The 19,635-nt window shown below is 43.3% G+C and carries 20 protein-coding genes and 2 pseudogenes; 13 read left to right on the forward strand and 9 right to left on the reverse strand.

The window, feature by feature from the left end:
• Positions 1 to 158: 158 nt before the first annotated feature.
• Positions 159 to 436 (forward strand): annotated as a pseudogene (locus IRJ16_RS23195) (Fic/DOC family N-terminal domain-containing protein); the annotation flags it as partial.
• Positions 437 to 439: 3 nt separating this feature from the next.
• Positions 440 to 631, forward strand: coding sequence for a hypothetical protein (locus IRJ16_RS22915; protein WP_262893665.1), 192 nt, complete (start codon positions 440 to 442; stop codon positions 629 to 631).
• Between the two features lie 89 nt (positions 632 to 720).
• Here IRJ16_RS22915 and IRJ16_RS23200 read toward each other — a convergent pair.
• The 3 genes and pseudogenes from IRJ16_RS23200 to IRJ16_RS14190 form a co-directional block, all read right to left on the reverse strand.
• Positions 721 to 2,093 (reverse strand): annotated as a pseudogene (locus tag IRJ16_RS23200) (aldehyde dehydrogenase family protein).
• A 37-nt stretch (positions 2,094 to 2,130) separates the two neighbouring features.
• Positions 2,131 to 2,922 (reverse strand): alpha/beta fold hydrolase, encoded by a 792-nt coding sequence (locus IRJ16_RS14185; RefSeq protein ID WP_194112264.1) that lies wholly within the window; start codon positions 2,920 to 2,922, stop codon positions 2,131 to 2,133.
• 33 nt (positions 2,923 to 2,955) lie between these two features.
• The gene (locus IRJ16_RS14190) at positions 2,956 to 3,750 is read right to left on the reverse strand and encodes a DUF1223 domain-containing protein (protein WP_194112265.1); all 795 of its coding nucleotides are present in this window, start codon (positions 3,748 to 3,750) and stop codon (positions 2,956 to 2,958) included.
• Positions 3,751 to 4,034: 284 nt separating this feature from the next.
• Here IRJ16_RS14190 and IRJ16_RS14195 point away from each other — a divergent pair, with 284 nt between their 5' ends.
• Both IRJ16_RS14195 and IRJ16_RS14200 read left to right on the forward strand, forming a co-directional pair.
• Positions 4,035 to 4,844, forward strand: coding sequence for an SDR family oxidoreductase (locus tag IRJ16_RS14195; protein WP_194112266.1), 810 nt, complete (start codon positions 4,035 to 4,037; stop codon positions 4,842 to 4,844).
• Positions 4,845 to 4,853: 9 nt separating this feature from the next.
• Positions 4,854 to 5,774 carry a helix-turn-helix domain-containing protein gene (locus IRJ16_RS14200; protein ID WP_194112267.1) on the forward strand — a complete coding sequence of 307 codons (921 nt, stop codon included), beginning with the start codon at positions 4,854 to 4,856 and terminating at the stop codon, positions 5,772 to 5,774.
• 129 nt (positions 5,775 to 5,903) lie between these two features.
• On the opposite strand, the gene IRJ16_RS14205 is transcribed toward IRJ16_RS14200, so the two are convergent.
• Positions 5,904 to 6,644 (reverse strand): SDR family oxidoreductase, encoded by a 741-nt coding sequence (locus IRJ16_RS14205; protein ID WP_194112268.1) that lies wholly within the window; start codon positions 6,642 to 6,644, stop codon positions 5,904 to 5,906.
• A 74-nt stretch (positions 6,645 to 6,718) separates the two neighbouring features.
• Here IRJ16_RS14205 and IRJ16_RS14210 point away from each other — a divergent pair, with 74 nt between their 5' ends.
• The 4 genes from IRJ16_RS14210 to IRJ16_RS14225 all read left to right on the forward strand — a co-directional run bounded on the left by IRJ16_RS14210 (position 6,719) and on the right by IRJ16_RS14225 (position 9,270).
• Positions 6,719 to 7,084 carry a winged helix-turn-helix transcriptional regulator gene (locus IRJ16_RS14210; RefSeq protein ID WP_194112269.1) on the forward strand — a complete coding sequence of 122 codons (366 nt, stop codon included), beginning with the start codon at positions 6,719 to 6,721 and terminating at the stop codon, positions 7,082 to 7,084.
• A 174-nt stretch (positions 7,085 to 7,258) separates the two neighbouring features.
• Entirely contained in the window at positions 7,259 to 7,681 is a 423-nt protein-coding gene (locus IRJ16_RS14215; RefSeq protein WP_194112270.1) for a DoxX family protein, read from the forward strand.
• Positions 7,682 to 7,722: 41 nt separating this feature from the next.
• Positions 7,723 to 8,775: an alpha/beta fold hydrolase gene (locus IRJ16_RS14220; protein ID WP_228080153.1), complete on the forward strand. Its 1,053-nt coding sequence runs from the start codon at positions 7,723 to 7,725 to the stop codon at positions 8,773 to 8,775.
• A 36-nt stretch (positions 8,776 to 8,811) separates the two neighbouring features.
• Entirely contained in the window at positions 8,812 to 9,270 is a 459-nt protein-coding gene (locus IRJ16_RS14225) for an organic hydroperoxide resistance protein (protein ID WP_194112271.1), read from the forward strand.
• Between the two features lie 49 nt (positions 9,271 to 9,319).
• Here IRJ16_RS14225 and IRJ16_RS14230 read toward each other — a convergent pair whose 3' ends face one another.
• Both IRJ16_RS14230 and IRJ16_RS14235 read right to left on the reverse strand, forming a co-directional pair.
• Positions 9,320 to 9,907, reverse strand: coding sequence for a TetR/AcrR family transcriptional regulator (locus IRJ16_RS14230; RefSeq protein WP_194112272.1), 588 nt, complete (start codon positions 9,905 to 9,907; stop codon positions 9,320 to 9,322).
• Positions 9,907 to 11,544, reverse strand: a complete 1,638-nt coding sequence (locus IRJ16_RS14235) for an ABC-F family ATP-binding cassette domain-containing protein (RefSeq protein ID WP_228080156.1) — start codon at positions 11,542 to 11,544, stop codon at positions 9,907 to 9,909. Before IRJ16_RS14235 ends, IRJ16_RS14230 begins: the two co-directional genes overlap by 1 nt.
• A gap of 204 nt (positions 11,545 to 11,748) precedes the next feature.
• On the opposite strand from IRJ16_RS14235, the gene IRJ16_RS14240 reads away from it, so the two are divergent.
• The 4 genes from IRJ16_RS14240 to IRJ16_RS14255 all read left to right on the forward strand — a co-directional run bounded on the left by IRJ16_RS14240 (position 11,749) and on the right by IRJ16_RS14255 (position 14,917).
• Entirely contained in the window at positions 11,749 to 12,642 is an 894-nt protein-coding gene (locus IRJ16_RS14240; protein ID WP_194112273.1) for a heme-binding domain-containing protein, read from the forward strand.
• A gap of 10 nt (positions 12,643 to 12,652) precedes the next feature.
• Positions 12,653 to 13,084: a hypothetical protein gene (locus IRJ16_RS14245; protein WP_194112274.1), complete on the forward strand. Its 432-nt coding sequence runs from the start codon at positions 12,653 to 12,655 to the stop codon at positions 13,082 to 13,084.
• Positions 13,085 to 13,155: 71 nt separating this feature from the next.
• A complete protein-coding gene (locus IRJ16_RS14250; RefSeq protein ID WP_194112276.1) occupies positions 13,156 to 14,175 on the forward strand; it encodes a sensor histidine kinase in 1,020 nt (339 codons plus the stop codon).
• Positions 14,156 to 14,917, forward strand: a complete 762-nt coding sequence (locus IRJ16_RS14255) for a LytR/AlgR family response regulator transcription factor (RefSeq protein ID WP_194112277.1) — start codon at positions 14,156 to 14,158, stop codon at positions 14,915 to 14,917. The genes IRJ16_RS14250 and IRJ16_RS14255 overlap by 20 nt, the downstream gene beginning before the upstream one ends.
• 345 nt (positions 14,918 to 15,262) lie before the next feature.
• On the opposite strand, the gene IRJ16_RS14260 is transcribed toward IRJ16_RS14255, so the two are convergent.
• The 3 genes from IRJ16_RS14260 to IRJ16_RS14270 form a co-directional block, all read right to left on the reverse strand.
• A complete protein-coding gene (locus tag IRJ16_RS14260; RefSeq protein WP_194112278.1) occupies positions 15,263 to 16,099 on the reverse strand; it encodes a hypothetical protein in 837 nt (278 codons plus the stop codon).
• A gap of 468 nt (positions 16,100 to 16,567) precedes the next feature.
• On the reverse strand, positions 16,568 to 17,017 hold the full coding sequence (locus tag IRJ16_RS14265) for a PAS domain S-box protein (protein WP_194112279.1): 450 nt from the start codon (positions 17,015 to 17,017) through the stop codon (positions 16,568 to 16,570).
• Entirely contained in the window at positions 16,986 to 17,885 is a 900-nt protein-coding gene (locus IRJ16_RS14270; protein ID WP_194112280.1) for a PAS domain-containing protein, read from the reverse strand. Before IRJ16_RS14270 ends, IRJ16_RS14265 begins: the two co-directional genes overlap by 32 nt.
• A 532-nt stretch (positions 17,886 to 18,417) precedes the next feature.
• Between IRJ16_RS14270 and IRJ16_RS14275 the strand changes: the two genes are divergently transcribed.
• Positions 18,418 to 19,605, forward strand: coding sequence for a glutathione-independent formaldehyde dehydrogenase (locus IRJ16_RS14275; protein WP_194112281.1), 1,188 nt, complete (start codon positions 18,418 to 18,420; stop codon positions 19,603 to 19,605).
• Positions 19,606 to 19,635 lie beyond the last annotated feature (30 nt).

Here is a 19,635-nt window from a genome sequence, read left to right on the forward strand (position 1 = left end):
AATCAAAAGGTTTCCTCCGCGTTTAATGGCAAATATCTCCCTTACCTTAAATTTTTCATTTTTTAAGGTGAATGGTTCTTTTGGGAAGTGCTTTAATGCCCAAAATTGGTTTCACCTTAAAAGTTCCACATTTTGAGGTGAATAAAGTTTATTTGTTTATGCCATACAAAGTCAATCCTGACCGGAACGTTCCATGGAATACTTTGCCAGAACTACCAATTGACAAACACCTTTATGAAGATGTAGAAATTTACAGTCAATTGGGTAACGCGAAAGCCGCATTAGGCCGCTTACAGGGCCGGAGTGTAGTCATTCCAAACCAGGGACTACTTATAAATTCTATCAGTTTACAGGAGCGAAGGCATCAAGTGCGATAGAAAATATTTTCACCACTGATGATGAATTATACCAGGCTTACAGTGAAAAACAGATCAGTCAATTGAATGGGCCTTCCAAAGAAGTACTGTATTATCTTGAAGCTTTATGGGAAGGATATACTTATTTGAATGAAGAACAGGCATTTGATGAGAATTACTTTATGAATATGTACCGTATCGTCAGCCAGTTCAATGATGGCATAAGAACTCCAATTGCTCAAATCGTGATCAAGGAAGGCGGACCAACCGCATGATACATCATCAAATCGACTTTAACACAAACTCTTTTAAAAAAATATTTATTACTTAATTACTGTTTTTGGTTCTAAAAATTTCTCCATTCCTATAAGGCCGTTCTCCCGGCCGATACCCGAGCTTTTGAAACCTCCAATGGAGCTAGTGGGTCATGTTTTAAAGTGTTAACTAATACCCTGCCTGCTTTAAGTTCAAGTGCAACTTTTCGCGCACGATCATCATCGGCCGAACTTACGTAAGCCATTAAACCATATTCAGAGTCGTTGGCTATCTTAATCGCTTCATCTTCATCACGATATGTAAGTACAGAAAGTACGGGGCCAAAAATCTCCTCGCGGGCAATGGTCATTTCATTTTGGACACCCGTAAAAATCGTTGGCTTGACGTAATACCCTTTTTCCAGACCATCAGGCTGTCCCAAACCATCCACAAGCAGTTCAGCGCCTTCATTAATGCCGATCTGGATGTATTTTTGAATCCGGTCATACCGTCTCTGACTTGCTACGGGGCCAATCTTGACCTCAGCGGCAGAAGGATCGCCGACAGCAAATTGAGCGGCTCCCTGGATCAATAGTTGTTTCACTTCGTCGATCTTTGCTTCGGGTACCAATAGCCTGGTGCCCGCAATACACGCCTGCCCGTTGTTCATAAAAGCCGCTTGCAGGGCCATCGGAATCGCTTTGTTCAGATCTGCATCCTCCAGGATAATGTTTGCTGATTTTCCGCCTAGTTCCAGTGTTACGCGTTTCATGGTATCAACCGCTTGCCTAGATAATAATTTACCTATCACTGTAGAACTCTGAAAGAAATTTTAGTGACCTCGCGGCTTTCCATGATCGGTTTGGTGATCACTGCTCCGTCGCCGTTTACCATATTGATAACACCCGCAGGGAGGCCAGCAGCAGCTATACATTCCATAATTATTTGTGCCTGCCACGCTCCAAACTCACTTGGTTTGCGTATCACTGTACAGCCTGCTGCTATGGCAGCTGCAACTTTTATAGCGATGGATCCTGCGACAGCGTTCCACGGTGTGAATAAAGCGGAGACTCCAACAGGTTCCATAACTACTGTCGATTCATTTACCTGCTTGGTAAAAGCATAGTTCTCCAGTAGTTTTGCCTGGTTGTCAAAAGTGGAAGCAGCGATCAGGTTGGCCCATTTTGCGCGCTCGTTTGGTGCGCCATATTCTAAAATCGTAGCGTTGATCAGGTCGTCTATTCGCGCTTCAATTTCAATGCTGATCCTTTTTAAGTAAGCAATTCGTTCGCCTTTCGTACTAGCTGCGAATGCGGGAAGAGCAGCCTTGGCTGCTTCGATGGCAAATAAAGTATCTTGCTCGTCAGCACAAGTGATCTCAGCGATATCCTCCTCATCCAAAGGAGATGTTATCTTCACTACTTGTGTGCCATGTGGTTTGATGAACTGTCCGTTCACAAAAACGCTTTCTATAGTTTTCATATTAAATATGTTAAAGGATCAATGATGATGTGTTTTATCACGATGCATTTGCGGCTTTAATAATTACATCTGCCACTTCTTCAGGCTGAGAAATGAAAATGACGTGGCTGCCTTTAATTTCAGTGATCTTGGCCTTGGCCCGTTCATACATCGCACGCTCGGTTGATGGGCTCAAAGCTTTATCGTGGGTAGCGATAATGCCATAACTTGGCTTATTTTTCCAGGCAACCTGTTCAACCGGTTCCTCAAAGCATTTACCCATAATGGGCACTTGCGAAGCACTCATAAGATCGCTTTGTGCCTGGCTCAGGTCGGCAGCGAAACCACCGTAAAATTTAGCGGGATCGAAGTAAACAAATCCGAATTGGTCCGGCACAGTAAATCCGGCTTCTGGCGCTGCCGGCGCGGCGGCAACCCATTTGCCCGTAGTTTCGCCTTTATCGGGCATAAAAGCAGCAACGTATACTAATGCAGCTACCTTTTCATTTACTCCTGCTTCTGTGATTACGGTTCCACCCCAGGAATGGCCCACTAAAATCACCTTTCCGTCTTGACGGTCAATTACGCTGTTGGTAGCATCTACATCTGCTTTTAATGAGGTTAAAGGGTTTTGTACGATACTTACGTGATATCCTTTATTTACCAAAATATCATAAACTGGTTTCCAGCCTGAGCCGTCAGCAAAGGCACCATGCACTAATACAATGTTTTTTATCCTCTTGGGTTGTGCATTCGCTACATGGGTTCCTAAGCCCACAAGTGCTGCAATAAACAGAATAGTAAAAACTAAAAAGCGGAGATTGTCTGAAAATTTAATTGATGTTTTCATGATTTTATAAATGTTTTAATTGTTGAACAAGAGTTAGAGAATAGCAGAAGGTGAAGAAACAGATGCTTTGGCAGCGGCTAATATTTCGCCTGTATCCGCGTTCTGTATAAAGCCGATAAGCTCCCAATTTTGTGAATCAAATTCCTTCGGCAAAGCAATTGTCTCGTCGCCTTGTCCTTGGGGGCCTAAAGAAAATGCATGTAACTGCCGTACTAGCTGAGCATGACTAAGAGTTCGACCTTCGTTTTCACCGGCTCTAACTTTGTTTACCGCATGTTTTTGTACTAAGGCAACAACCAGTTGACCTTGTGTCGGCTGACCGGCTAACTGATAGTGAATGTTAATGCCTTGAGGTTTTTGTAGCGCCTTTAAGTTTAACGCAGTACTTGCTTTTTGATTTAATGCTGTAGATAACGAATTTCTAATTGCTCCTTCATCTGAACCTACAAACTCCTGCGAGCCATTCACTATTAATTGGGGTGTATACACCTGACTGGTGAACTTGTTATGGTACCAGTATTGCCTTTTTGAAAAATCAGGTTTGCTGAATATATCTTTCCAGCCCAACCGGTTCCAATAATCTACATGGTAGGCCAAAATATAAACAGGTTTATCGCCTGCTTCTCTTTGAACGCGTTCCAAAAGCTCTTCAGCCGGCGGGCAACTTGAACAGCCCTCGGAAGTAAACAACTCTAACACGGCAAAACCCTCGCTCGAATCAGAATTCAAAGCTTTGCTATTGGTAGAATTCTGGCGGCTTACATACACAGCTGAAGTAAGCGTCAGCACAATGGCGGCGCACATGGCTGAAATTTTTATCATCTTCATAGTTCTCATCTTTTTGATTTGATTCAAAAATATGGGCAGAAAGAGGCTGGGAAGAGTGAAACAAGGCTGAACCGGACACAACTGATCCTCAACCCCGAAAAATAGAAGGTGAAAGTTACTATATACCAGTTTTGGTAGGGTGAATTTAAACAACCTGATCCAGTGATATAACATACGAGTTGAATGGCTTCATCAATATGTTATTTTGGATACTTACAAACTCAGTACGGATACATGTATGGCGTTTCTGCTGCTGAACTTTGTCTTATCAAATTAGAAAAAAAATGAGCAAAACAATTTTTATCACAGGCGCCTCAACAGGATTAGGTAAAGTAACCGCCAAACTTTTTCAAAGTGAGGGCTGGAATGTTATCGCAACCATGCGCAATCCGGACAACGATACAGAACTGCGACAACTGGAAAATGTCACGCTGCTTCCGCTGGACGTAACCAATACCGGGCAGATCAACGATATCGTGAGCAAAGCGATTGCCATGCAAGACATCGATGTTGTGTTTAATAATGCCGGTTACGGGCTTGTCGGCCCGCTGGAAGCGGTAAGCGATGAACAACTGGCTCGTCAGCTAAATACCAATCTTTTGGGTGTCATACAGGTGACGAGGGCTTTCATTCCTTACTTCAGGGAAAAGCAAAGTGGCCTTTTTATCACAACCACTTCTATGGGCGGCTTTTTAACTTTTCCCTTAAACTCAATTTATCACGCCACAAAATGGGCATTGGAAGGCTGGAGTGAAAGTTTGTCATTCGAGTTAGGCCTGTTCAATATCGGGGTTAAAACCGTAGCCCCGGGTGGCATCAAAACGGACTTTATAGGCCGTTCCCTTGATCCGGTAACTCATCCGGCTTATGAAGCAGCTATGCAAAAAGTGTTTGGTTTATTCGTAGAGGATAATCTTTCTCCGGCAGAGCAAATCGCTGGCGTGGTTTATGAAGCGGCAACAGACGGTAAAGACCAAATACGCTACGTGGCTGGCGAAGACGCTAAACGGTTGTATGAAAGAAGGAATGCAATTGGCGCAGAAGCATTCCGCAAGGAACTTGGCAGTATGGTGTTTGGCGACGGAAAGTTTTAAATTAGCAACATGAAAAAGTCCAATCAGCCTCCTGTAACGATCCATAGCATCACGGAACTACACCGGCTGGTTGGCCTGCCTGGTCCGGCCCATCCGCTGATCAGTTTGGTAGATAATACCAAGTTGAATATTGAGCGGGAACGTTTCCCGGAAACCTTGATCCTGGACTTCTACAAGATATCTTACAAGCACACGCTGAACGGCAGGATTGGTTATGGGCAGGGCTATTACGACTTTGATGAGGGCGGTATGATCTTTACCGCACCTCATCAGCTTTTAGCCATTGACAAGGATACGGAATACTACGGGCTTTCCCTGTTAATTCATCCTGACTTTTTGCGCGGATATCAGTTGGGTACCGGTATCAGTAAATACGGTTTCTTCTCTTACGATACTAATGAAGCGCTGCACTTATCGGAAAAAGAGAAGGAGACTATTGTATCGGTGCTGGAAAACATCGGACAGGAACTCACCAATAACATCGACGATTTTAGCCAGGACCTACTCGTTTCTTATTTAGAGGTATTGCTGAATTACGGCAACCGGTTTTACAAACGGCAATTTGTTACCCGCAAAGCTGTTAATCATGATCTGCTTACCAAACTGGAAACGATGCTTACTCATTATCTGGACACCCGTCAGGGTTTGAAAAGTGGTTTGCCTACCGTAGAATATCTGGCAGATCAGCTTAACCTATCACCACGTTACTTAAGCGATATGCTGCGGTCTTTAACAGGGCAAAGCGCGCAGCAACACATTCATCAAAAAGTGATCAACAAGTCGAAAGAATATTTGACGAACACCAACCTTTCCGTCGCAGAAATCGCTTACGAGTTGGGCTTCGAATATCCGCAATCCTTTAATAAGCTATTTAAAAACAAAACTGCGCTTACGCCAGTGGCCTTTAAAGCGCAATTTTTCACCAATTAGTTCAATAAAAAACCCGGCTCGAAGGCCGGGAAGTGTAAGAATAAAAAGTGTTCGGTATTAAATTACCGTCAGACCCCTTTAAGTAATCACAGCACCGAAGAAACTGTTGAATTAGAAAGTTCCTGATATTTAAAGACTCATCCCGCCATCCATCACAATTTCTGCGCCGGTAATGAACTTAGCAGCATCGCTTGAAAAGTACGCAACCATTTTAGCTACGTCATCCGCTTCACCAAACTGCTTTAAAGGAACACGTTCCAGCATCCAGGCATCCAGGTTTTTTCTTGATTCTTCATCCAAACCTAATTTATTCAAGATCTCGGTCTGAGTTGGGCCCGGACTTACGGAGTTGACCCTGATCTTCCTAGGAGCCAATTCAATAGCAGCAGCTTTCATTACGGAGTTCAATGCTGCCTTGCTTGACGAATATACCGATGCATTAGCACCATGCATACTGGCTGTGTTAGATGACAAGAATACCACCGATGCGCCATCATTCAGTAATGGAATGAATTTGCTTAGGGTGAAGTAAGCGCCCTTATAGTTAATATTAATGACCTGATCAAATACTTCTTCGGCAGCTGTTTCAATAGAAGCACCGCCAACTATCCCTGCATTGATGAACAGGATATCTACCTTACCGTATTGCTCACCGACTGTCGCAGCTAACTGCCCGATCGCGTGAACGTTGCCTTGATCAGCTACTAAGCCCGTGACGCCTAAATGTTGGGCAGCGGTTTCAACAGCTTCCTGTCTGCGTCCTGTGATGATCACTTGAGCGCCTTGTGCTTTAAATTCTTTTGCGGCAGCGTAGCCAATACCGCTATTGCCTCCGGTTACTACAGCAACCTTTCCTTCTAAACTTTTCATGATTTTCTATTTTTTCTGCAAACGTATACTATATTTGGTATAATATTGATACCAGTATCACAGAGTATACCAACATGGATGAGCAGTTAGTAAAAGAGGTTCTATCGGAACCCCGTAATCAGAAAGAAGAAATTCAGGCTTTGCAGGACACTATTTATGTAATAGGCGGCAAGTGGAAACTCCCTATCATCAATTCGATCTGTAATGGCAACAGGCGCTTCAGAGAGATCGAAAGAAGCATACCAGGGATTACTACCCGCATGTTATCGCGCGAACTGAAAGATATGGAAGCTAATAAATTGTTGAAACGTACGGTGACACCTACCAGCCCGGTAACGGTAGAATATTCGCCCAGCGACTATTGCCATTCTTTTGCTGATATTATTTTACATATGATCAAATGGGGTAAGGAACATAGGCAACGTTTAAAGGAAGATTAATATGCAGGTACACCTGGTAGCCTTCCCAAATAGAAAGGTTCTTTGCGCCGATGCTTTTAGCTCGGAACGCTAAATGTCTAACTGGCCTTTCAGTATGTCCGCTTGAACCATTATCTGCTCATGGCGGGGTTTGGTTTGCCACAACTTTGTGTCAACAATCAAAAACAAAACGTCATGAACTTAAAAACATCAAAAACAATTTACTGGTCAGGTGCCATCTTTATCTCACTTTGGTTTGGCGCAAGTGGCTTCTTCGAACTAACTAAAAACCCTGTCGTATGGGACATAACCGTAAAACTAGGTTATCCGCCACATTTCATTTACATTTTAGGCGTAGCCAAACTTTTAGGCGTGGCCGTATTGTTAACTCCTAATCGCCTTCTTAGACTAAAGGAGTGGGTATTTGCCGGTATCTTTTTCGATATCACCTTTGCTTTCTTCTCCAAACTTGCAGTATTAGGATTTGCCCCTACCATTGACGCCATCATTGCATTTACAGCCATTTCCATCACTTACATCATGTTCAGAAACCTTTACCCGGCGATCTATACAAAAGCCGGTTTAGAACAAGTGGTTAACAATTTAGAAAGAGTTTAAAAGAATGATCGTCGATTACAATATTATAAATGTCAATTGTTATGAAAGAGATTAAACCTACGAGCCGTCGCATTTTTATAATTGCGGCTGCCATAATGATCGCTATTATGTTGCTAAGCAGTTCAGATCTGTTACACGCACAACCTGTTTCTAATCAAAGCACTGCTCTGCAAACAAGCCCTTCCGATACCGCTTTTGCAAAAATCAAGCAAATAACGGCTGGGGTGCTTAATATAGGTTACGCTGAAGTTGGACCTGTAAATGGCAAACCGGTTATTTTACTGCACGGCTGGCCATACGATATTAACAGCTATACACAAGTTGCGCCAATACTTGCAGCACAGGGGTATCATGTTATTGTACCCTACTTAAGAGGTTACGGTAGCACTACCTTTCTTTCAGCAAAGTCAGTACGAAATGGGCAACAGGCAGCATTAGCTGAAGATGTAATTGCATTAATGGATGCCTTGCATATACAAAAGGCGACGCTTGGCGGCTTTGACTGGGGGGCGCGAACTGCTGATATTGTTGCAGCGTTATATCCTCAACGGGTTAATGCGCTGGTGTCAGTAAGTGGTTATCTTATCGGTAGCCAGCAAGGTAATAAAGCTCCCCTGCCGCCAAAAGCAGAACAAGCCTGGTGGTACCAGTATTACTTCTCTACTGAACGTGGAAAAGCGGGTTATGCAGCCAACACCAAAGCCTTCAACAAGTTGATATGGCAGACCGCTTCTCCAGATTGGAAATTTACTGATACCGATTACAGCCGCTCGGCCGTAGCTTTCAATAATCCGGACCATGTGGCCATTGTCATTCATAATTACAGATGGAGGCTTGGGCTTGCTAAAGGCGAAGCAAGATATGATGCCGTCGAAAGAAAACTGGCTCTGGCGCCTGCTATTACCGTGCCCACGGTGACATTGGAAGGAGATGCGAACGGCGCGCCTCACCCGGCTCCGGCAGATTATGCAAAGCGCTTTACCGGCAAGTACATTCATCATACCCTAACTGGCGGCATCGGCCATAACCTGCCGCAGGAGGCACCGGAAGCATTTGCCAATGCAATTATTGAAGCAGATAGCCTTGCCAAATAACATTCAACAGAAACTCACGAATAAACTTTAAATAAAATGGAAAATCAAAATGTAGTGAGCAGTGAAAACACTGCCAAAACAGCCATCACCAAAGTGCTGTATACCGCCAAAGTGCATATTACAGGTGGCAGGGAAGGTAATGCTACCAGCAATGATAACCGCTTAAACGTGAGCCTTTCCACACCCGGCGGGCCGGGCAATGGTACTAATCCCGAACAGTTGTTTGCCGCCGGCTGGTCAGCCTGTTTTATCGGGGCGATGCGACATAATGCCTCAAGCCTGCAAATACCGCTGCCCAAAGACCTTGCTGTTGATGCAGAAGTTGACCTGGGAACCGGCGAAGGTGGTTTTTATCTGCAAGCACGCTTGAATGTGAAGCTACCCGGCTTATTAGCAGAGCAAGCGAAAACCGTGGTAGAGGCTGCACACCAAACCTGTCCATACTCTAAAGCTACCAATGGGAATATCAACGTGGAGATCAATGTAGCTCTATAAGCATACGATCAAGAAAAATGCGGCGCATCAATGGAATGCTCCGCATTTTTTATTTGAACATCGTTCGCGTGATCAATTCCCTGCGTTCAGCGATCAGCTCATCGAATTGATGTTCATTCATCCCAAAGAATTGCCGGTATATGGGGGACATCATAATTGGGTAGGATAGTAATGAGAAAAGGTTGATCAGAAAATGTTTAGGATCTGTTTTTTCGATCGTCCCCAAATGCATTTCTTTTTCAATTTCATTCAAAAAGGACGATACCGGACCCTCATCAATTTTCGTCACCAGGTCGTGCCCGGCAGTATTGATCTCGGTAACCAGGAACACTTCCTGAAAAGGGTATTCCATCATTTCGTTTGTAAATACTTCGATCAATCCCTGTATTTTTTCCCTGAAAGGTAGCTCAGCCGACATTACCTTTCCCAATCGCAGGCTCAAGGCTTGCATAGATTCAGCGAAGACCAAAGCGATCAACTGATCCCTTGTTCTGAAATAATAATGGACAGCCGACCTGTTCATGCCAGCAGCATCAGCGATGTCCTGCGTGGTAGCGTGTAATTTTCCTTCTTTAAAGAATAGCTTTTTTGCGGTCGATCTAATAAGTTCTTCGGTCCCTGTATCTTTTGCTGGCATTATAATTTATTGTACTTTTTAAGTTCTGTTATTTTATCTACGGCAACTTCCTTTACAAAGTACTCGTCGTGTGAGATCACTAACAAAGTTCCTTCGAAATCCTTAACGGCGGCTGTCAGTACTTCCAGGCTTTTAATATCCAGGTTATTGGTCGGCTCATCCAAGATCAGCATATCAGGCGCATGATCCGATACGGATAAGCAGCAGAATGCCAACTTCATCTTTTCACCACCACTTAAAACACCGCTCTTTTTGTTCCAGGCATTATTATCGAACTGGGCATATATCAGCAGCGACCTGAGCTCATGCTCCTGCAATTGCCGGCTGTTGAAGTGCTGTACCTGTTCAAAAACGCTCTTCTCGGAATCGAGCAGGGTGTAATCCTGGTCGAGGTACAAATAATCGAAATTCGCCCGTTCTAGTCGCCCGTCCGTTGGTTGCAGTACCCCGGCAATGATCTTGATTAAAGTTGTCTTTCCTGCGCCATTGGCACCTTTGATGTGCATGCGGTCGCCCGAACGTATTTGAAACGTCAGCGCGTCCCATAAAGGATGCTTGTCAAATCCATACGTGATCTCCCGTGCGTCAACCAACACCTTGCCTTCATGCATTCCTGATGAGGTAATATCTATTTTGAGAACCTGATATTGCTGAATTTGGCTGCGTATTTGCCTGATGTTGTCGCTGATATGATCCAGTTTTTCGTTTTGGGCGTTCAAGGCCTTTGCTGTACTGCCTTGAGCCTGGCTTTTCAGGCCACCCGCAATAATGCGGGGCAGCGAGCCGGATCTGCCTTCTGCCTTGCCGCGGCTCTCCATCCGCTGTCTTTTTTCTGTAACCTCTCTTGCTTTTGCCTGGCTTTGCTTCATTGTTTTGGTCTGCTCGTGCAGGTCACCTTCCAGGGCGTTTAACTTTAAGACTTTCTGTGCCCGGTAAAAATCAAAGTTGCCGCCGTAAATTTCTACGCCTCCTGCACTCAGCTCAAGCGTTACCGGTAATAGGTTAAGCAGGGCTCGGTCATGGCTTACAACCAGAATTGTTGCGCGACTATTACTGATCAACCGGTAAAGTTGATCGCGGCTGACTGTATCTAAATGGTTAGAAGGTTCGTCAAGTAAGATGATTTCCGGGTCATGAAGCGTGATCCCTGCTAAAAAAACCTTTGTCTTTTCGCCGCCGCTTAATTCATGCAGTCTTTGTGAAGGCGATAGATGCTCCAAATGCCATTCCGCCAGAGCTGAATGTAATTTACCTTCGATCTCCCAGTCATCGTTCAGCTCGTTAAAGTGTTGAATGTCGACGCTGCCCTCAGTTATAGCTTTCAGAGCCGCTAATATCAGGTCGACACCTAAAGCCTGGGCAATGGTCATCTCATCATATTGTCCCAAATGCTGCGGCACATACCATGGCTTAGCCGGGCTGATCACCTGGCCTGTTGTCGGAGCAAGAACACCTGCTGCAATTTGCAATAAAGTAGACTTACCTACGCCATTATTACCTACCAATGCAACTTTATCACCCTTGTTGATGGAGAATGCAATATCATGAAAGAGTAGCGTTCGGTCAGTATGACTATAACTTACTGAGTTGACAATGATGCTCATAAGACGCAAAAATATATCATCTTTTTTGTTCAACAAAATTGTTTAAATAAATTAGTAGAAAAAGTTAAATGGTTAGCTGTCTAATTCAGGATCCGATATGTCCACTTCGCGCTGATATTGGTGGCCTGAAATGATGCTGGGCTATAGCTTAGCTAAAAATCACTCAACATGGTAAGTTCAAAAAAAATTAAAAGGCTTTGGCCGATAGCCGGAATACTGTTAGTGGGATTCATTTCCATGCAGTTTATACAGGTTCCGGTGCAAAACGATAAGGTAACGCACCCGATCAATGCACCGGAAGAAGTGACCAAAATTTTCAGGAAAGCCTGCTATGACTGTCATTCCAACGAAACGAAATTCAATTGGTTTGATAAGGTAGCTCCGGTATCATGGCAGGTCGATCATGAAGTTAAAAAGGCCCGGTCGCGCTTCAACTTTTCCACCTTTGACACGCTTAGCGCAACAGATCAGCAGGTGCGTTTATGGGAAATGGTGAACATGGTACTTGCAGGTAAAATGCCGCTGAACAGTTATGCCACACTGCATCCAGAGGCTAAGCTTACCCCGCACGATGTAGAAGTACTTAAAAACTATGTAGTGAGCATCAGCCCGACAAAATACCATGATAGGTCGCAGATCAAAAGCGCTGAAGAAGAGCAAAAAGTTTTGGTAGACAGATCAACTGCTTCTAAAAATATACCGGTGGCGCCCAATGGCGTCCGGTTTATTCCGGATTACAAAAACTGGGAAGTGATCAGTACGACCAGTCGCTTTGATAATCATACGATGCGCGTCATCTACGGGAACAAAGTAACCGTTAACGCCATCCGAAGCGGGCGTATCAAACCCTTTCCGGATGGTGCAGCAATTGTCAAAGTAGTTTACAACATCATTGAGGAAAAGAATGGTGAAGTTTACCCGGGAGCATTTAACAACATCCAGATCATGATCAAGGATGAAAAGCGTTTCCCTGAGAGTAAAGGTTGGGGATTTGGCAAATTTAATGGTACCGATCTTAAACCTTATGGTAAAACAGCGGCATTCAACGCCACCTGCTACAATTGCCACAAGATAGCTGATGAAACGGGCTATGTATTCAGCATTCCCTTAGAAAATAAAGATCTAAAATAAAATGATACGCATGAAGATATTTGCAATGTTACTATTCGTAATTGCCGGATCATACGGATGCGCTAATGATACATCCAATGATGTCCACAAAAGAATCATTTACAACGCTCATGGCCTGAAAGTGATCACCTCTTTTTCTAACCGTAAACAGCAAACTATATCCATTTTGTATGGTAATGCCCTTGCCTTACAAAGCGCCAAAACAGGCATACACGATCAAGGTGAGGTATTTGAATTGGTAACGTTTAAGCAGGCTGATAATAAATTCTGGTATGGCAGTTATATCAATGGTGCGGTTCAAAGTATCGAACTAGTCACTTCATATGCTAAAGATAAAAAAGTCATCGACTTTAACTATAAGATAGTCCAAGGCCAAGTTTCGGGAGGTGCCGATGCCAGAATAAATAGCATTACCTCGCACCGGGCCCTGCTGTTTCCATAGCAGTTCTGTAAATAAAGCTAAATAAATAGCTTTGTTCATCTTCAGCCCGATGGCTGATCAATATGATTTTAATGAAAAGATCACCACTGCATATATCACATACCACTATCTGGGTTAGCGCTGTTACCCTGGGTTTGCTTTCATCAGTACCGCAACTGGCCTCTCATAAGTTTAACGTTGCTGAGGCGGCGGTCAACGCCGGGATTACCGCTGCCTTTGCCGTGCTGATGTGGTATTTCAATATCTACATGCTGTCTCGCAAAAAAGACACCAGACGCATGCAAAGTATATCATACACCAAATTGCTGAGTTCGCTGTCTTTTGGGTTGGTGATCATGTTTGGGTTGGCATGGGTGCAGCAGCTGATACTGTCGCATATCAATTTCGGACCCACTATGCTGATGGTCGAGGTACGCGGCATACTTATCAACCTTGTATTCTATATGTTTTTAAATCTTCTACAGCAGAACTACGAAAACCAGCATGTCAGTATGGAGTTAGACAAGATCAAAAGCGATAACCTGGCGGCTCAGTATGAATTGTTAAAACAGCAGATCAACCCACATTTTCTATTTAATAGCCTGAATACCTTAAAGGCCATGGTAGAAACGGGAGACAAAGAAGCGGTCGACTTTATCCTTAAGCTTTCCAACTTCTACCGTTTTACACTGGAAAGCCGTAAGCTTGACCTGATACATGTGCATGAAGAAATGGAAATTATAAATGCCTACCTCTTTTTGCAAAAGGCCCGCTTTGAGGAAGGATTAAAATTCACTTCAACGCTTACCGAACGAACGCTGAAGACCCTGATACCACCATTTACTCTACAATTACTGATAGAAAATTGCATCAAGCATAATGTTGTTTCCTTAAGCCGCCCTTTATACATCACCATTTACGAAGACGGAGAGTACATCATTGTAGAAAATGTATTGCAGGTAAAAAAAGGAGATGTGAGCTCAACAAGTGTCGGGCTGAAAAATATAGGTTTACGTTACAGTCACCTGCTTGATAAGAATATTGAGATCACAAACGATGATAAAACTTTTAAAGTAAAACTGCCACTTATTTATGAACATCATAATCATTGAAGACGAGCTGCGGACAGCCCGCTCTCTAGAAACTATCATTAAAGAAATAAAGCCAAATGCCCGCATTACCGGCCAATACCAGAGCGTCGAAGATTCGGTTGCAGCGCTTTCGGAGACTGCACAACCCGATCTCATTTTTATGGATATTCAGCTGGCAGACGGTTTGTCTTTCGAAATCTTTAAATCAGTAAAGATCACCTGCCCGGTAGTATTTTGTACGGCATTTGATGAATATTCAATGGAAGCTTTTAAAAGTAATGGCGTTGACTACGTGTTAAAGCCTTTTTCTAAAGAGAATATTAAAGAAGCCTTACGAAAGGTGGATGATCTGAAGAATTTTTTTCAACAGAAGACAACGCCTGACATCGAAAGTTTGCTTCAGCGGCTTAGCCCGCAAAGCGGCAAAACGAGCTTTTTGGTTTTTAAGAATCAAAAGTACGCCACGGTCCAAACAGATAATATTGCTTTTTTCTACATACGTAATGATTCCACTTCTTTAATGTGTTTTGATGGGCAGGAATATACGCTGAGCCAGTCGCTTGATAATATTGCCGCTTCTGTTTCAGCAAAGCAATTTTTTCGGGTGAACCGCCAGTATCTGGTCAACTTCAAAGCAATTAAAGAGGTCGAGCATTATTTTTTGCGCAAACTTTATGTAAAACTCGTAATTGATATGCCTGAAAAGCTGCTGATCAATAAAGAAAAATCACACAGTTTTTTAAATTGGATGGAAGATCGGTAGTCGTATCACAGCTTAACTGAAAGATATTTCATTCTTTTTCAGTGAACCCTCTGGTGTCATTTCCCGGGATCGTGAAATTCTACGCTAACGAGGCAAACGCCCGGGATGCCTCCATAGTTTGTTAGAAATAAGTGCTTTAATTAATTTAACACTTGAAACCTAACACCGAAACGGCCACTTTAAAATAAGATAAATTATAAATGACTTAGAACCATGGCTGAACTTTGGGGCATTATGTTCAAGTGTAATTTTGCTCCGTGAATGCAAGATCCGCTTAGCTGAACATATAGTTCCTGTTCCGGAGGAAAAGGTATTCCAATCATGATGTATAATACAACTTTCAGTTCATTGAGCAGTATTGACTTTCCTATCAAGTAGCAATAGGCGGATACCTATCAGGTAAGGCATAACGAATGGAATAGCAGGGATAGCTGCTAAATAGCCTAGCGTTGAAAACGGTTCAGGCGAAGACGTTGGTAATGCGACCAAAATCATTCCTAGTAACGCAACTACTATGTAAACACAACAAGCCCAATAACTCAATGCTTGCACCTTTCGTAACGCAATTCCAAAAAGTCCTGTTGCAAAGTATATCAGAACGACTTCGATCACAGAGATAAGATAAAAAAGTGTTTTTACAGGCGGATACCAATCTGGCCGTTTGCCTTGTGGTAATGTGACAAAAATTTTGAAAGCATCAGTGAGGTAATAGCCCCAAAATATCATATTCAAAATGAATAAAGGCATAGCGATACCTATCGCTGTTAGACCTAAAGTGGAGAATATAGTTTCGCCTTGTTTCTGTAATTTCACTCTAAGCAAAGCGAAAGCCATAAAAGCAATGATACCTCCTGCGATGAGGACGGTATACCTGACCTGTTGCTCAGTTGCCGTAGTCAACCATTCCGCCAATCTTAGTGGCGGTGGGCCCATGCCTGCAAATAGCGGGAACAGCATCCAGGGGACAATTAAAAGCAAGGCAGCACTTGTCCAGCCCGGGTCAATACCTATTGATCGAGTTGTTTTAAGCTGCCAAATGGCTATTGACATTAGGCAGAAATTCAAAGCCCATATCGTTGTGTAAAGCGGTACTTCTGCATGTCCGATCCCGAATCCAATGACCGCTGTAGCCGGGGGAACTGAGTACAAATAAGCTAATCCGATTTTTTGTAAAAGATTCATAACAAACGTTCTAATAAATATAGTGATTCCAAATGGTTTGAAACACAGGCTTAAGATACTTTAGTAACATTTGATGATCGATGGCTTTAAATATTCTATCGATCTGAGCGGTAATTGATAACTACTATTGACACTTTTAACACGCTTAGATGGAACTTCCCTTATGCGTATATTCAAATTTCCTGATCAACTGAGATTATGTAAGAACAATACCAGACAGCACCAATGCCCGATCAAAAGATCTTAAAGTAGGCTGATCATGGAGTTATCTTTTTGGAGAATACAGCATAGAAGTAAGGATATCGAGGAGATAAGGTCAACATGAGACCTCTTGTAATCGTTCATACAGACAGTATCAAAGAACTTATGCGAGTTAAAAATATTTCTTTTGATCAGGTTCATCGGAGACCCGGCTTGTTAATATGGTAATATCCATGATCACCTTATCGAGTTCCTCCGCCGATCTTTTCAGCATTGGATGATCTCAGCATTCTGGGAATCTTCCAACTTGCACAGTTGGGCAAGGCCGAGAATACTAGCGACCGGTGCGCGTACGCGATGTGACTGGATCCAGGCGATCTGGCGCAGGCGTTCGTTTTGTTCTTCGATCTTATGCAAATACTTCTGTGCCTCTGTAATATCTCTCAGAAAACAATTGACGCCGATGACCTTGTCGTTCAGGTCACGGATCGGATTAAAGCTTACTTCGTAATACATTTCCTCGCCATCAGACTCCCGTTGTCTGACAATACTGAATGCCTCACCGTCGAACGCCCGCTCGTAACTTTCAAAAAAGATCTTTAAATTTTCCTGCATGAAGTCAGTTTTGGTCACCTCGCCTTCGCTCTTACCGGTCAATTCCTTAACCCTGTTCCAAAAAGCCTGGTTACCAGTGATGATGTTGGATTGACGGTCCACTGACCAGATCAGGTCGCGTGTTATTGTTAATGATCGCGCGAAGATTCTGTCCGTCATTGTAGATCTGCTCCTGGATTTTTTTTCGATCCGTAATGTCTACAAAATATACTGCGATACCGTCTTTGGTCGGATAAACATTGAGCGCCCCCCAGACACCCAGCGGCGCGTATAGTTCTTCGAAATGAACGCTGGCCCTTTCTGTCATTGCCCGATCGTATTCTGCGTAGAAGCGGCCATCCCTGGAACCGGGGAAGTAGTCCCAGAGATTTTTACCGATGATGTCCTCTTTTTTACAGCACAAAGCTACTTGTGCAGCCTTATTAATAAATGTCACTTCCCAGCGACTGTTCAGTGCGTAAAAGCCATCTGTGATACTGTCAAGCATGTTCTCCATCTCGGCGGATTTTTCACTGACGATCTGATCAGCGCGCATCTTTTCATCAACGTTAACGACCAGGACCTGCCTTGCACCTCTTCCCTCAAAGATAGTATAGTGAATATATACGCTGACATAGAACCGTTGTCCTTGCTTGTTGATATGCAGCCAGCGTCCTGCATCCATATGTTTTTTGGGAAGGTTCTTGTGAAATTCAAGCAAGGCAGGTATTTCCTCAGGCGGGCGGGTATCTGTCAGCTTTAGTTGCAGGAACTCTTCTTTAGTATAGCCATACTGTTCGATCGCTGCATCATTGACCGCAAGGAAATAAAAGGTCTGATCGTCATAGATGTACATCGGGGTCGGAATGCCGTCAAAAAGCCTTTTGTAATCTTCCAAAAGATTTTTCTGCTGTATCCTGAAATAGTAATAGAGCAGCCAACAGCCAAGCGCAACCGATCCCACGAGGACAAAGGCGAAGATAGTATACATGGCTTAGAGGATATAAAGGGCATAGCATGCAAGTTATGAATTCAATGCGATATTCCTAAAAGTTGTTTTAAGCAATTTGAATTGGAACTCTTGCCAATTGACCAGGTCTTTACTCTATGATGTGCCAGTTTGTACTATAGCACTGGACTGAAAACTTTACGCCTCTACTGGTCTTCCAAGATCAGATTATGTCTTTTTATATTCTTTCAAAAACCTAACTCATAGAAAGAACTCAAACCATGATCACAAAACTTTTTATTCCCAAATCGCAGTACGATTATTGTAGGTTTTTTTTTATTTAAAATAATACACTTTCAGTCATCACAAAACGAATTCTGATCACTATTTAATGGCCCCATTAATCATACCAAGTGTCTGTAATTTAGGTAATTAAAAAAAACCATTTTAACCTATGGTTAAACTAAGTAAACTTCTGTACGATTGTTGTATTTAATTTTTTAGTAGCCTTATGGGAATAGCCTTTGAGCCATTTTAGCTTTCAAAACAAAATTATTCACTTAATCAAGGTTTTATGAAAGCATTAGTTTATTACGGCGCCAAAGACGTAAGGGTATCAGAAGTGCCAGATCCAAAAATTGAACAACCCACTGATGTACTGGTCAGGATCACGACTACCAATATCTGTGGTTCTGATCTGCATATGTACGAAGGGCGAACCAACATGGAAGAAGGACGCATCTTCGGGCATGAAAATCTCGGCGAGGTCATAGAAGTCGGTAATGCGGTAGTTAACATCAAAGTCGGTGACATGGTGTGCATGCCATTTAATATCGGGTGTGGTCATTGTAAGAATTGCGAGAGCGGACTCACCGCCTTTTGTCTGACCATGAACCCTGGCTTTGCAGGTGCTGCTTATGGGTTTGCCGGGATGGGTCCATATGACGGAGGGCAGGCTGAATACCTGCGGGTGCCATATGGCGACTTTAATTGTTTAAAACTGCCTGAAGATGCCAAAGAGAAGGAAAATGATTATGTACTGCTGTCTGATATTTTTCCTACCGGTTTTCATGCCACCCAGTTGGCCGGCGTTAAACCCGGAGATAACGTGGTTATATATGGAGCCGGGCCGGTGGGTTTGATGGCAGCCATCTCAGCCGGCATAAAAGGCGCGAACAAAATAATGGTAGTAGATAATCATCCGGACAGGTTAAAATTGGCAGAAGAGTTGGGTGCTATACCTATCGACTTTTCAAAAGCACCAGCCGTTGACCAGGTCCTTGAATTGACCGATGGTATTGGCGCTGACCGAGGCTGCGAATGCGTAGGTTACCAGTGTTGTGATAAGCACGGGCATGAACATAACAATATAACTATGAACGAATTGGTGCAAGCCGTTAAGTTCACAGGATCCATTGGTGTGGTCGGGGTCTTTGTTGCTCCAGACCCAAAGGCAGAAGATCCTCTCGCAAAAAAAGGCCATATGGATTTTGACTTTGGTAATTTTTGGTTAAAGGGACAAAGCATTGCAACCGGACAGGCCAACGTAAAATCTTATAATCGTCAGCTTTGCGGATTGATCTCTTCAGGTAAAGCTAAACCATCGGTCATTATTTCCCATGAGCTTTCCTTAGATGATGCACCGGATGGTTACAAGCATTTTGATGCACGCGACAAAGGCTGGACCAAGGTGATCTTAAAACCGGGTAAGCAAGGCACCACAAAAATACAGGCAGAAGAACGAGAGGCGTTAACTGCATAGCCGTTAAAGATCAGCGGTTTATAAAAAGGA

The sequence above is a fragment of the Mucilaginibacter myungsuensis genome, assembly GCF_015222005.1.
Lineage (GTDB): Bacteria > Bacteroidota > Bacteroidia > Sphingobacteriales > Sphingobacteriaceae > Mucilaginibacter > Mucilaginibacter myungsuensis.